13 protein-coding genes are annotated in these 13608 nt (G+C 26.6%); 9 read left to right on the top strand and 4 right to left on the bottom strand.

The window, feature by feature from the left end; genetic code table 11:
- The first annotated feature begins 25 nt into the window (after positions 1-25).
- A complete protein-coding gene (locus KXZ80_RS11595; RefSeq protein WP_021429767.1) occupies positions 26-472 on the top strand; it encodes a MarR family winged helix-turn-helix transcriptional regulator in 447 nt (148 codons plus the stop codon).
- 97 nt (positions 473-569) lie between these two features.
- On the opposite strand, the gene KXZ80_RS11590 is transcribed toward KXZ80_RS11595, so the two are convergent.
- Positions 570-1784 carry a pyridoxal phosphate-dependent aminotransferase gene (locus KXZ80_RS11590; protein WP_021433624.1) on the bottom strand — a complete coding sequence of 405 codons (1215 nt, stop codon included), beginning with the start codon at positions 1782-1784 and terminating at the stop codon, positions 570-572.
- Between the two features lie 259 nt (positions 1785-2043).
- Here KXZ80_RS11590 and KXZ80_RS11585 point away from each other — a divergent pair, with 259 nt between their 5' ends.
- The 3 genes from KXZ80_RS11585 to KXZ80_RS11575 are packed head-to-tail and all read left to right on the top strand — an operon-like array spanning position 2044 to position 4151.
- Entirely contained in the window at positions 2044-2994 is a 951-nt protein-coding gene (locus KXZ80_RS11585; protein WP_021433623.1) for a galactose-1-phosphate uridylyltransferase, read from the top strand.
- Positions 2995-3011: 17 nt separating this feature from the next.
- Entirely contained in the window at positions 3012-3764 is a 753-nt protein-coding gene (locus tag KXZ80_RS11580; RefSeq protein WP_021433622.1) for an exodeoxyribonuclease III, read from the top strand.
- Positions 3765-3824: 60 nt separating this feature from the next.
- Positions 3825-4151 (top strand): hypothetical protein, encoded by a 327-nt coding sequence (locus KXZ80_RS11575; RefSeq protein WP_021429765.1) that lies wholly within the window; start codon positions 3825-3827, stop codon positions 4149-4151.
- A gap of 35 nt (positions 4152-4186) precedes the next feature.
- On the opposite strand, the gene KXZ80_RS11570 is transcribed toward KXZ80_RS11575, so the two are convergent.
- Complete coding sequence (locus KXZ80_RS11570; protein WP_021433621.1) at positions 4187-5026, bottom strand: 3'-5' exonuclease; 840 nt, start codon at positions 5024-5026, stop codon at positions 4187-4189.
- A 224-nt stretch (positions 5027-5250) separates the two neighbouring features.
- Here KXZ80_RS11570 and KXZ80_RS11565 point away from each other — a divergent pair, with 224 nt between their 5' ends.
- Positions 5251-7149 carry a type I glutamate--ammonia ligase gene (locus tag KXZ80_RS11565; protein WP_021433620.1) on the top strand — a complete coding sequence of 633 codons (1899 nt, stop codon included), beginning with the start codon at positions 5251-5253 and terminating at the stop codon, positions 7147-7149.
- A 103-nt stretch (positions 7150-7252) separates the two neighbouring features.
- Here KXZ80_RS11565 and KXZ80_RS11560 read toward each other — a convergent pair whose 3' ends face one another.
- A complete protein-coding gene (locus KXZ80_RS11560; RefSeq protein WP_021433619.1) occupies positions 7253-7633 on the bottom strand; it encodes a hypothetical protein in 381 nt (126 codons plus the stop codon).
- Positions 7634-7795: 162 nt separating this feature from the next.
- Between KXZ80_RS11560 and KXZ80_RS11555 the strand changes: the two genes are divergently transcribed.
- The 3 genes from KXZ80_RS11555 (at position 7796) to KXZ80_RS11545 (ending at position 11032) form a co-directional block, all read left to right on the top strand.
- Positions 7796-8590 (top strand): M23 family metallopeptidase, encoded by a 795-nt coding sequence (locus KXZ80_RS11555; protein ID WP_021433618.1) that lies wholly within the window; start codon positions 7796-7798, stop codon positions 8588-8590.
- 309 nt (positions 8591-8899) lie between these two features.
- Positions 8900-10168, top strand: coding sequence for a cation:proton antiporter (locus tag KXZ80_RS11550; protein ID WP_021433617.1), 1269 nt, complete (start codon positions 8900-8902; stop codon positions 10166-10168).
- Between the two features lie 177 nt (positions 10169-10345).
- On the top strand, positions 10346-11032 hold the full coding sequence (locus KXZ80_RS11545) for a hypothetical protein (protein WP_021433616.1): 687 nt from the start codon (positions 10346-10348) through the stop codon (positions 11030-11032).
- Positions 11033-11041: 9 nt separating this feature from the next.
- Here KXZ80_RS11545 and KXZ80_RS11540 read toward each other — a convergent pair whose 3' ends face one another.
- Positions 11042-12160, bottom strand: coding sequence for an MGDG synthase family glycosyltransferase (locus KXZ80_RS11540; RefSeq protein ID WP_021433615.1), 1119 nt, complete (start codon positions 12158-12160; stop codon positions 11042-11044).
- Positions 12161-12254: 94 nt separating this feature from the next.
- Between KXZ80_RS11540 and KXZ80_RS11535 the strand changes: the two genes are divergently transcribed.
- A complete protein-coding gene (locus KXZ80_RS11535) occupies positions 12255-13589 on the top strand; it encodes a YjiH family protein (protein ID WP_021433614.1) in 1335 nt (444 codons plus the stop codon).
- Positions 13590-13608 lie beyond the last annotated feature (19 nt).

Raw genomic sequence — 13608 nt, 5'->3', positions numbered from 1 at the left:
CTTTTAAGGGGGTGGAGGTGAAGAAATGAATGAAATAATAAAAGAAATTATAGACTTCGTATCAAAAACTTTTCCTAAGATACATGCTAGTCTATATTTAGAGTCTTTAAAAGAGTATGCCGCAAATATAAATGTAAACAGAACACAATTAAGAGCACTTGTATTCATAAATAATAATGGGGAAATAACGATGACGGACTTATGCGAAAAATTAAATATAGAAAAAGGAAGTCTTACTACTATGGTAGATGACTTAACTAAAAAGGGATACTTAACTAGAACAAGAGATTCAAGAGACAGAAGAAAATATATATTAAACTTAACAACTTCAGGTGAAGAGATAGCTAAAGACTTTTTAGAAGCATTAGGAACTAGATTAGAATCAAGATTCTTGGAATTAAATGAAGAAGATCGTAATAAATTTATGGATTCTATAAAAAACTTAGAAGAAATACTTATAAAAGAAAGCTAGGGTATGTGCATAAGCACCCAATTTAAGAGACAAGTTAACAGTAAGTGTAAAAAGTGGCGAAAAAATAGACTAATCATTTGATTAGTCTATTTTAAATTTAGTTATTAGTTGCTAAATCATTTTTAACTTCCATATATTTTTCAAGACCTTCTTTTAAAATATTTGCAGCTTTCCTTAAATCATGTTCATTTAATATATAAGCAAGTCTTATTTCGCTTTTACCTAAGCCTTCAGTTCCATAGAAGCCTTCAGCAGGGCAAGCCATAACAGTTTCTCCATCTACATCAAATTCATTTAGCATCCAGATTACAAAATCTTCTGCATTTTCTATTGGTAATTTAGCAAGTATATAAAATGCACCTGTTGGCTTTTTGCATATTACTCCTTCAACTTTCATTAATTCACTATATAAAACATCTCTTCTTTTTTCATATTCTTCATTAACTTTTTTAAAATAAGTATTAGGAGTTTTGTACAATTCTATAGATCCTACTTGATCAAGAGTAGATACACACAATCTTCCTTGACATAATTTTAAAACCTGAGCAATGAACTCTTTATTTTTACAAGCTAAAGACCCTATTCTTGCTCCACATGCACTATATCTTTTTGATACGCTGTCAACTATTATTACTCTATCTTTTATTTCTTCTATATTTCCGAAGCTTATATAATCTAAGTTATCATAAACAAATTCTCTATAAACTTCATCAGCGATTATCCATAAGTTATTTTCTTTTGCTATATCAGCTAACATATGAACTTCTTCTTTTGTATAAACAGTTCCAGTTGGATTTCCTGGATTTGATATAAGTATTGCTTTAGTGTTTTTATCAATCTTAGAACAAATTTCTTCTTTGTTTGGAAGATGGAATCCATTTTCTGGATGCGTAGTTATAGGTTTTACAAAAACGTTTACACAAGAGCTAAAACCATTGTAGTTTGTATAAAATGGCTCAGGAACTAAAATGTTGTCACCAGGATCACAAATAGCCATCATGGAAAATAATAAAGCCTCACTACCACCATTAGTTATAAGTATTTCATCTTTTTCAAAATTCATGTCATATGTAGCATAATAATCAATCATTGCATCTATTAACTCAGGCAAACCTTGAGATACAGCATACTCTAAAACATCGCTATTGAAAGTATTGACAGCATCAAAAAAACCTTTAGGTGTTTTTATATCAGGTTGACCTATGTTTAGATGATAAACCTTTATTCCCTTTTCCTTAGCAGCTGTTGCATAAGGAACTAACTTTCTTATAGGTGAAGATTGCATAGAAATAACTCTATTAGAAAAGTACATTTTTAATACCCCCTGTATTATGAAAAATATGTAAAATCCCCTTACAAGAGAATAATATCATAAACGAAGGTAAAAAGCACTCAGTTTTTTCAGATATCATAAGGGTTTTATAAGATTTACAATCTGTGATAAAATATGTAAAATTATAACTATAGATTTACAAAAAATATTATAGCAAAGTAGTATTTTGAAGATATTATATTAAGTATATATTTAAAAATTAATTAATTAATAAATACTCTGAATAGAGGTGTTAAATTTGAGTGATTTAAGGGTAGATTTATTTAGTGGAGATGTAATTATATTTGCTCCTGATAGAACAGGTAGACCGACTGATATGAAAAAAATTGAAGATGAAAAAGAATTAGCTAACATTTATGAAGAGAAGTGCCCATTTTGTAGAGGGAATGAAGAACTTTCAGCAGGAACTACTTTTCAAATAAAGGGTGATTCTGGATGGATATGTAAATCTATTTATAATAAATATCCAATAATAGAAGAAGGGGCAATAGGAATAAGTGGAATTCATGAAGTTATTATAGATACATACAGACACAATGGTTCTTTTTATAATATGAGTGAAATTGAATTTAAAAATATGTTTCTCGCATACCAAAATAGGTATAAAGAGTATATAGAAAATAAAGACACTGTATATATTAGTATATTTAAGAACTTTCTTAAGAAGGCTGGAGCATCTTTAGCTCATCCTCATTCACAAATTATTTCTATGTCTTTAGTACCTAAATATATAAAAAATGAAGTAGAGATACTAAAAGAGTACTATGAAAGTAAAAAAGAAAGTTTGTATGAGAAAGTAATAAATGAAGAAATAAGTTTAAATGAAAGAGTTGTGCATAACGGAGAAAAGTTTTTGGTGTTAATTCCATATGCATCCATGTATAACAATGAAGTTAGAATAATATGTAAAGATAGTTCTAAGTTTGAAAACTTAAGTGAAGTAAACTTAAATGAACTTGCCTATATATTTAAAAAAGTATTTGAAAAAATATACATTGAATGTGGATATATGCCTTTTAATTTATGTATGCATGCGCATCCAAAGGGATTAGAAAATGATAATTTATTTCATTTGCATTTCCATGTAATTCCTAGAAAATATAACTTTGGGGGATTTGAAGTAAGTAATGGAATATATGTATCTTCAACTAAGCCACAAGACTTTGCAAAAAAAATAAAATTTAAGTAGATACAAAGGAGAAAAATATGAAATTTATATCTTGGAATGTAAACGGCCTGAGAGCTTGTGTAACTAAAGGCTTTATGGAATTTTTTAAAGAAATAGATGCAGATATATTTTGTTTGCAAGAAACAAAACTTCAAGAAGGTCAAATTGATTTAGATCTTGAAGGATATTACGATTACTGGAATTATGCTCAAAAGAAAGGTTATTCAGGGACTGCTGTATTTTCAAAAAATAAGGCATTAGATGTTAAGTATGGAATAGGAATAGAAGAGCATGATAATGAAGGAAGAGTTATAACATTAGAATTTGAAGATTTTTACTTTGTGACAGTATATACTCCAAATTCACAACAGGGTTTAAAAAGACTTGAATATAGAATGAAGTGGGAAGATGATTTTAGAGATTATTTAAATAGGTTAGATGAGATAAAACCTGTTATAATGTGTGGGGATTTAAATGTAGCTCATACAGAGATAGATTTGAAAAATCCTAAGACAAATAGAAAAAATGCTGGATTTACAGATGATGAAAGAAATAAATTCACAGATTTTTTAAATTCAGGATTTATAGATACTTATAGATTCTTTAATCCAGATAAAGAAGGCGTATACAGCTGGTGGTCATATAGATTTAATGCTAGAAACAATAATGCTGGATGGAGAATTGATTATTTCTGTGCATCTGATAAGTTAAAAGATAGACTGGTATCAGCAGACATTCATACTGAAATACTAGGTTCTGATCATTGTCCAGTTGAGTTAGTGATAAAATAAAACATAAAATCATAATACCTTTAATATAATTTAATAAACTGTTAAATAAAGGAGGGTATTATGAATATAGTACAGCTTAAAGAAAAAGTAAATAAAGGGATAGCTTTAGGAGCTGAAGTTGTTTATATAAAAGAAGAGAGTCTTTTGTTTGGAATAGAGTCTATAGTTAGAAATGAAGATAATGAAAGTGTAGTATTTATAAAGTCTAAAGGAGAAAGCTTAAAAAGTGAAGATTTTATAAATATTATAGATGAAGTATACAATCAAGTTGGAAATGTAAATGTATATGTAGGAAAAGAAAGCAAATTTAGAAATGAAGATAAACCAATAGATGTTGTAGAGTTTGCACAATATGAAAATATAAAAATGTTGTTTTTGAATGCATAAAAATATATAAAAAAGATAAGTCCTAAAATTAGGACTTATCTTCTTTTTTTATACTTAAAACCATGTTTTGATTTTTTCTTACTAGATTTAGGTGAAGCTTTAGGTGTTGGAGCTGGTATATCATCTATTAAAAACTGATTAGTTTTCCCCATCTTATAAGCTAAATCTATAAGTTTCTTATCATCTGAAGTTAAATCTCTTCCTAGTATCTTTTTAAATTCTTCAAATAAAGCAAGGTAGTTAACTTTCTTTTTAACTGATTTAGATCTAGTTCTATTGGATTTAACAGGTGTATATACATAAGTATCTGCAACTATATTTTCATCGTAGATATTTTTTAAAACTAAAGCTGTATAGTAAGCGTCGTTTAAAGCATCGTGGTATGCTTTGTCTTGTTCAAGTTGCAAAATTTGTATAGCATTTTGAAGGCCGATACTTTGGCCAGTTGGATTATTAAAGTAAGATGATGCATACTGCTGAACGTTTATATATAACTGGGGCAATCCTTTTGAAGTAAGTGAGTAATAATTTATATTTCTGTATAACTCCTTTAAATCTCCAGAACCCCAAACGCACATTATACTAGACTTGCTAGAAATAAACTTTCTAAATTCCTTATATACGTTTGAAAAAGAAGGTGCATCTTTTACTTTGTCCAATGTTATATGAGTCATTTTTCCAACGAATGGATGGATGGTTTTATATATATTGGGTTTTACAAAACTACTAAATTTGTCGATTATATTAAAATTAGCATCAAGTTTTATAGCTCCTATTTGTATTATTTCAAAAGGGCATTGTTCATTAGAAAATGTTTTGTTATTTTCTTTATCAAACCCCTGATTAAATTCTAAATCGAAAACTATATATTCCATACGAATCTCTCCTAAAAATTTTTGGTTATTAATTTAGTATACCCTATGTAAAAAAAAAATCATACACAGGATTTTTAAGTAAATTTAAAAAATTAAATATATTGCGAACAAAATACAAATATATTATAATAATATAAATTATATTGCGAATTAAAAGTGTTTTATTCTGAAAAACATTATAACTTGCAAATCATAAAATAAAATCAGTGAATTGGGGGATAAAAATGCAATCTTTATTATATGTTATTGAAAAACATAGTCACAATGAAAAAGATTTAAAGGAACTATTGTCTCAACATGAAAATATAAAATTTGTATCTCTGATGGGAGTTGATCTAGGTGGAAATGCTATAGATGAAAAAATACCTATAGAACTTTTTCTAGATGATATTACAGGATTTTTAAATTCAGGGATACAAACTGATGGTTCTAGTGTTGAATTATACAATATAGCAACATTAAACAATGCAAAAGTTGATTTAATGCCAGATAATGATGCTATTTGGTATATAGATTATAATATGGAAAATATGTGTAATAAGTGCAACTTACCGATAGGAACTTTAAAAATACCAGCATTTTTATTACATGAAGGAAAAAGAGTTTGCTCTAGAGGGATTTTAAAAAAGTCAGAAGAATACACAAAAGAAGTTATAATGAACATAATATCACAACAACCACACATGCTTGAAGGTCTAGGAATAAGTAGCGTAGATGAAATAGAAAGTATAAATCTAACTGCTGCAACAGAACTAGAATTTTGGGTAAACACACCGGAAGATAAAGCTGATATAGAAGCTCTTCATGTATCTCAAAGTTTAAAAGAACAGTATTGGAAAAGAACAAAAGGAATTATAAGAACTTGTCTAGAAAATAGTCTAATAATACTTCAAAATTTAGGGGTAGAACCAGAAATGGGTCATAAAGAGGTTGGAGGAATAACAAGCTCTATTAGTATAGATGGAAAAACTAACCATGCAATGGAACAATTAGAAATAGACTGGAAATATTCAACACCACTTCAATGCGCGGATAATGAATTATTGGCTAGAGAAGTTATAGAAGACGTTTTTTGTAGAAGTGGTTTAGAAGTAACTTTCAAAGCTAAGCCTTTAGATAGTGTTGCAGGAAGTGGAGAACACACTCACTTTGGAATTAGTGCAAAGCTTAAAAATGGAAAGATAGTCAATTTATTTTCACCAGAAGATATGAAAAATGATTATACTACAAAGTTTGGATATGGAGCTTTAATGGGAATACTTAGAAACTATGAAGTACTAAACCCATTTGTTACTTCGTCTAATGATGGATTCAATAGATTAGTTCCAGGTTTTGAAGCCCCTGTTTGTATAGTTACATCAGTAGGTCACTCTTATGAAGTTCCATCAAGAAATAGATCTATATTAGTTGGACTTATAAGAGATCTTAATAGTCCTTTATCTACAAGATTTGAGCTTAGATCTCCAAATCCATTATCTAATACTTATTTAGTTATAGCTGGAGCATACCAAACTATAATTCATGGAATAAAGGCTGTTGCTGAGAGTAAATTAGGTACAAAGGAATTAGAGAAGGAACTATCAAAAGATATAGGCGAAAATAGTTTTTATCTAGAAAAAAATAGAGCTTATAGAGACGAAAATGATGTATTTGAAGATTATGAAGAAGAAGAAAGAAATCAAAGATTTTCAACTCCTCCAGCTACTGTATATGAGAATATGAAAAACTTAGAAACTCAAAGCTATAAATTAGAATCATTAACTCAAGGAAATGTATTTTCAGATAAAATAATAGACTCATTTAAAGTAGGGGCTATAGACAAATGGAAAAAAGAGCTTAAAAATAGAATTATACAAGATAATATAGATATAATAAGAAGTTTAAAAAAATTACACATAAATGATGATATGGACGTTTTAGATGAAGTATTATGGGAAGAGATAAACTATATAAAACATTGTTTAATGAAAGATACAATGAATAAAAAATCTTTATTTACAAGAATAAAAGATTCTATAGAAATTAAAGATTATGAAACAGCATCGAATCTTCAAATAGAAATGAAAAAGAAAATGAAAGAAGTTCAACAAAAATATATTCAATATCAAAAAAACATATTTTAATAGTTTTTACAATTGGATAAAAGAGTATATTAAACTACTTTTATTTAGAACTTAGAAAGGGATTAAGCAAAGCTTAATCCCTTTGTTATATTGAATGAAATTTTTATCTGAAAAATATATGAACAGATAAACTTACTATTAATAAATAAGCAATTATAGATGAGTATTGTTTTATTTTTAATTTATTTAAAAAATTTAACTTTGTGCAAGTTGCCATAAACAATACAAATAATAACATAGAACTACTATCAAATATAGAAAAATTAGATTTTAATGTATAAATATGAGGTATTAAACATGCAAGTGATAGTATTAGTGAAGGTGTATTTAGTTTGCTAAGAGTAGGGAGTACTTTATTTATATTTGATTTTAAAGTTCTAGAGTTGACTATCAAATATATATCAGAAAGTATGTATGATGCAGAATATATTATTATGAATATAGCAGATATAATTCCAAAGATAACCTCTTGATTTTTAATCATATTATCTTCCCCTTTTTAAATAAATTAATAGGTTTAAACAAATAGTTTATATTATTTTATTAAACTTGATTGTCCATTGTGATTGATATTAAGTTAAATTTTGAATAATTTATATTTAACTTGTCTATATTAAGAAATAGTTATTAAGAAGGAGGAAAAAGTATGATTAAGAGTTTTAAAATATTAATGGCTGTAGGTTTAATAACGACTATGAGTACACTTAATATATATGGAGCAGAAACTGAAAATTCATCAGGTGAACAAATTGTAAAAGATATATACAACTTAAAAATTGAACAAAGAAATATCAATGAAAAAATTTCAGATATAGATAAATCTATAGAAGAAAAAAAGTTAATTCAAAAAGAATCTAGTGATGTGGAAGTTGTTCAATTAAACTTTGTTGATGATGAAAAGAGCTTAAAAGACAATGAAGATTTATTGAAAAATTCTGTAGAGTCAGAAATAAAAGCTTTAGAGGCGTCGAAATTACCTTTAAATGATCAAGTTAAAAATTTAGAAAACCAAGAAAATAATTTAAAAAATGAAATGAATGGAAAAGTAAATTATGGATCTTGGCCTGTTCCAGGATTTACAGAGTTGAGTTCTCCTTTTGGCTATAGAATTCATCCTATAACTAAAGAAAGAAAACTTCATAAGGGTGTAGATATACCTGCTGATTATGGAACTGAAGTATTAGCTACTGACTATGGGGTTGTAAGTTTTTCAGGTATTCAAAATGGATATGGAAATGTAGTGGCTATAAAACATTTTGATGGAAAAACTTCTATATATGGACATAATAGTCAAAATATAGTCAACGAGGGTGATTTAGTATATAAAGGTCAACCTATTGCTAAGGTAGGTTCAACAGGACGATCAACAGGTAATCATGTTCATTTTGAAGTAACGATAAATGGAGAGTTAAAAAATCCTTTAGATATAACTTCTAGATAAAAATTAAAAAACTATTGAAATTAAATGCTTATATGATAAAAAATTAAAAGTTTATTATATAAGCTTTTTTATTGTTTGATTTAATAAAGAAAGAATTTTAGTGAATTTATTTTATTCTTGAAATTGGTATTACCAATTATTTAATAAAAATTAAAATAAAAAGGTTTTGAAGGTAATTGTTTGAGTTTTTGAAATATAATGAAAAATTATTAAGTAATTGACTTTATATTTCAAGAGTACTATAATTATTAATTGTTTGATAAGGAAACAGTTAGAAATCTAATTAATGGAAAGAATGGGGTGAACAGTATGGAAAATACAATGGAGGCAATTGCTACCAACAATCTATTGTTTATATTTTCAGTAGTAGTAGTAACAGGTATAGTATTAGGTAAATTAAGTGAAATACTAAAATTACCCGATGTAATTTTATATTTAATAGCAGGAATAATAATAGGACCAGCTGTTTTAAATATAATAAGTATAGAAGCTTTTCCAATAGAAAATAATCTTATACTGACTTTCGGATCGGCATTTATATTATATGAAGGCGGTAGAGAGATAAATTTAAAAGTTTTAAATAAAGTTAAAATTAGTGTAGGTTTACTTTCAACTTTAGGAGTTGTAATATCTACGGTTGTAGTTGGATTAGCAACTAGTAAGATTTTCCCAGTATCAATTATGACGGCTTTACTTATAGGTGCAGTAATAGCATCTACAGACCCAGCAGCACTTATACCAGTATTTAAGCAAGTTGCAATAAAAGATAAAATTAAGCAAACAGTAGTAAGTGAATCAGCATTTAATGATGCAGTAGGAGCAATACTAGTAAGTACTTTATTAGCAGTTATAACATCAGGATCATTTTCACTTGGTGAAAGTGCAAAGGAATTATTAATTTCAGTAGTAGTAGGGTTAGCAGTTGGAGTTGTTATAGGTTTATTATTTTCACTTTTAGTGTCAGACAAAAAATGGGGTGTATTCCACTCATATGCACCAATAATTTCTGTTTTAAAGGTTGCATTAGCTTATGAAATAGCTACTAAGTTACATGGAAGTGGATATATGGCTGTATTTATAGCAGGACTTATAGCAGGAAATAGAAAATTATTCGGACTATGGGTACCAGATATTGATTTTCATGCAGAACATTGCTTTAGAGAGAGTGTAGGAGCATTATGTAGAATGGCTATATTTATAGTCTTAGGAACTCATGTAGATTTATCTGCACTAGCACAATACTGGTTACCTTCATTATTAGTAGTTTTAGTTTTAATGTTTGTAGCAAGACCATTAGTAGTTTTAATATGTACATTATTTGATAGACAAGCTAAATGGAATTTTAAAGATAAGTTATTTATGATGTGGGTAAGAGAAACAGGGGTTATACCAGCGGCTCTATCAGGAATAATTGTATCTATGCAACTTCCAGGTTATCAAATAATTTCATCAGTTGTATTTATGACGATTTTAATAACATTAATAGTACAAGCTAGTACTACAAAGATATTAGCTAAAAAATTAGGTTTATTAGAAGATGATAAAAATGAAAATTCAAAAACTGAAAAAGTAGCATAAAAAATAAAGGCTATCTAGGTAAAGTAATATGATCCATATAACTTTCGTTAGATAGTCTTTATTTTTGTGAATAAAAACTATGGAAAAGGAGGAGAAAAAGTAGTTTAATAGAATTTATTTTATATAGAGGGAAATTATAGGAAGATTTGAAATATTCAATAAAATGGAGGTGGATTTATGAAAAAAAGGCTTATAGGAGATGCCTTGGTATATTTTATTGCTCCGGTTGTTCTATTTTCTATATTTAAAGGAGAATCTAAAATATATTCTCTTATGACGACTACTATGATTTTAATTGCATACTCTATGATCATTAAATACAATCAGTTTAGATTTAATTTTTCAGGTTTGTTTTTTTCAATTGGATACACCTTTATGCAATCTTTAAAGATAGGATTAAATGAGCCTTATCATATATATATATATAATATATATTGTTTAATAATTGTTTCTATAGTTATAGTGATATTAAACTTAGTAGATAGAAATATATTTAAACAGATATACATAGATATATTGAAAATCCTTAATTTCAGTCAAATTCAAATCATTAACTCAATCAAAAAAAATAACTTATATAAAGAATTTTATAAGCTTACATCAATTGTAATTATCCATATATTAATATTAATTTTAGTAAAATCTCATTCAGTATTTAGCTTAGGAAAAACAGGATATTTGAATAATTTAAACATTGAAGCTTCAATATGTATTATATTTTTTATAGGAGAAGCTGTGCTAATTTCTAAATTTATAAAGAACACAAAATATATATTAACTAAAAGTAATATAAAAAATATTAAATTTGTTACAAATGAATCAAAGATAATAAATATTAATAAATACAAAAATATTAATAAATAAGGGACTATTTTATAAAGTCCCTATTAATTGTGTAACAAAAGATGCAATTTTATTATAATCTATAGAATTTTTAAAATTAATTATATTGTCTAACATGAAGTTTATTCGATCGTTTAATCTTTTATCAACTAAAGCATCTAATAAGTTTTTTAAGTCATCCTCATCGTTATATACAATGCCGATACCTTTATCTATTATAAATCGGGCATTTTCTATCTCTTGTCCAACTTTAGGAAGCATCACAACTACTGGAATTTCACTTTTTATAGCTTCAAATAAAGTTGCACCACCAGGTTTTGTTATCAATAATGTATGTTCTTTCAATAGACATGGCATATTTGTTACGAATCCTAAAACATTAATGTTTTTAAGAGGTTTTTTTTCAGTTAATTTATCGTAAAGTTTTTGATTTTTACCACACACTATAGTGACTTCTAATGCATCTCCATTTAAGTCTAATAAATCATCTATGTAGTAAAAAAAATCATCTTCCATATCAAATAAACCTCTACCACCACCAACTATAAGTAGCTTATGTTTTTGAGATGAATTTTGTTCTGAGTTATGCTCAAATTCTTTTTTTACAGGAACCCCAGTTACTTTAACTATATTAGGATTTATGCCTTTTTGAACGTATCTATTTTTTATCTCATGAGAAGCTACAAAATACATATTAGTAGTTGGATAAATCCATTCAAGACTATCGACAACGTCAGTAACTACTGTAATAGTTGGAACATTAAACTCAGGATTTTTAGTTTTAAAATAATCAACACAAGTGCAAGCCATAGGAAACGTTGAAATTATAAGATCTGGATTAGTTTCCATTATATACTGTGATAATTTTGGAGTATACATTTTATAAGCTATATCATGTCTAGAGTCAAATGATTTTTTTAAATAGTAATAATAATTGTATAGTCCAGGAGTATATTTTGTATTAGCTTCATAAAGTTTAACAAGTGGCTTATTCATTTTTGGAACACTTGCACTTATAAAGTTTTGTATAACAACTTTATATGAAGGCTGTTCTTCAAGTATGTATTCTTTAATAGCATTAGCTGCACTTATATGTCCGGCTCCAAATTGAGCGGTAAGAATCAATATTGTTTTTTTGGTGTTATTCAATATATCACCTCTTTTTTAAAATTTAATTAATGATAGTATTATACATTTATATAAATATTAAATCAATTATATATTATATGTATGGAGGTAATGGATGGAAGGAATTGATACAAAAGAAAAAAGCAATGAATATAAAAATTTTGAATTAATGGATTCGTTTAGAATAGTAATATATTCAATTTGTGGTATTTTTATATTTTTTTTGCCGATAAATTTAAAAGGTTCTACAAATACAATTATATATCATTTATACTTTTTTATTCAATCTAGGTATATAGAATTAATTAAGTTGTATTTATTTATAATGGTATCTATAGGATCTGTATTACCTATAATTAAACACAAAGAAAAGGAATATGATGCACTTAGTAATATAATAAAGTGCATAAAACCTATAAGTATATTATTCATACTTATAATTTTTTCTAAAATTGAATTTAGGGCATATAATAATAGCAGTTTACTATTTATGAGAGATTTTTTGTTTAAATCAGTGATTATTCTATCAATAAGTTCTTTCTTTTTACCTCTTATAACAGAGTATGGTCTATTAGAAATTTTTGAAGCATATTTTCAAAAATACACTAAAAAAGCTTTTAAACTAAGTGGAAAATGTGTATTAAATATATTAGTGTATTTATTTGTAGATATATTTAGTGGGATGTTTATGACTAGCCATCTATATAAAAAAGGAAAACTTAGACAAAGTGAAGCGTGCATAATGATTTCTTGTTTTTCTTTTACTAGCATTTTAAATTGTTACTATTTAGCAGATGAATTAAGCTTAAAGTCTGTAGCATTTACTATTTTTATGGTTATAAATTTATCCTTAGTTGTTAACTTTTTAATGTGTAGGATATGGCCTTTAAAAGTTAAGAAAAAATCTTATTTATACAAAAGTTCTTACAAAGAATGTAGTTTTAAAAAGGATAAGTTTAAAAATGCAATAAGGAGACATGTATCTACTAAAAAAAATGATTCTTTAATATTTTACATGTTTGAAAATTTTAAAGAATCATTTAATATAATTATGACAATATTACCCAATTTAGTTATAATTATATTTGTAGGAGAGTTTTTAATAAATAATACAGGATTGATTGACACTATAGGTGAAATTACTTATCCAATTATAGAAATGTTTAATTTGCCATCAAAAGTTCAAATAAACGAAGCTTTATGTTTAGGCATGTTTAATGGAGGAAGGTATATAGAACTTATAAATAATGATATAAAAGATATATCTGGTCTTATAATATTTATAATATCTATAGTGCAAACGATATCAATTAGTACTAATATGGTATATGTAGATAGTACTGATATTCCAATTAAAAAAATGGAACTTTTAGTAATTGGAATAGAAAAAATATTAATATCTCTGACAATAATTTATTTATTTTACTATTTAATTATAGGAAACTTATAAAAATAGGGAGGTTTAGGTT

It is taken from the genome of Paraclostridium bifermentans, from assembly GCF_019916025.1.
GTDB classification, from domain to species: domain Bacteria; phylum Bacillota; class Clostridia; order Peptostreptococcales; family Peptostreptococcaceae; genus Paraclostridium; species Paraclostridium bifermentans.
Note: the sequence above shows the minus strand (reverse complement) of the source record. Positions and strands in the feature narration are given on the sequence as shown.

Excerpts from the sequence above, each read along its gene's own strand:
- KXZ80_RS11595 (WP_021429767.1), top strand. The coding sequence starts at position 26 with ATGAATGAAATAATAAAAGAAATTATAGACTTCGTATCAAAAACTTTT.
- KXZ80_RS11590 (WP_021433624.1), bottom strand. The coding sequence starts at position 1,784 with ATGTACTTTTCTAATAGAGTTATTTCTATGCAATCTTCACCTATAAGA.
- KXZ80_RS11580 (WP_021433622.1), top strand. The coding sequence starts at position 3,012 with ATGAAATTTATATCTTGGAATGTAAACGGCCTGAGAGCTTGTGTAACT.
- KXZ80_RS11575 (WP_021429765.1), top strand. The coding sequence starts at position 3,825 with ATGAATATAGTACAGCTTAAAGAAAAAGTAAATAAAGGGATAGCTTTA.
- KXZ80_RS11570 (WP_021433621.1), bottom strand. The coding sequence starts at position 5,026 with ATGGAATATATAGTTTTCGATTTAGAATTTAATCAGGGGTTTGATAAA.
- KXZ80_RS11565 (WP_021433620.1), top strand. The coding sequence starts at position 5,251 with ATGCAATCTTTATTATATGTTATTGAAAAACATAGTCACAATGAAAAA.
- KXZ80_RS11560 (WP_021433619.1), bottom strand. The coding sequence starts at position 7,633 with ATGATTAAAAATCAAGAGGTTATCTTTGGAATTATATCTGCTATATTC.
- KXZ80_RS11555 (WP_021433618.1), top strand. The coding sequence starts at position 7,796 with ATGATTAAGAGTTTTAAAATATTAATGGCTGTAGGTTTAATAACGACT.
- KXZ80_RS11550 (WP_021433617.1), top strand. The coding sequence starts at position 8,900 with ATGGAAAATACAATGGAGGCAATTGCTACCAACAATCTATTGTTTATA.
- KXZ80_RS11545 (WP_021433616.1), top strand. The coding sequence starts at position 10,346 with ATGAAAAAAAGGCTTATAGGAGATGCCTTGGTATATTTTATTGCTCCG.
- KXZ80_RS11535 (WP_021433614.1), top strand. The coding sequence starts at position 12,255 with ATGGAAGGAATTGATACAAAAGAAAAAAGCAATGAATATAAAAATTTT.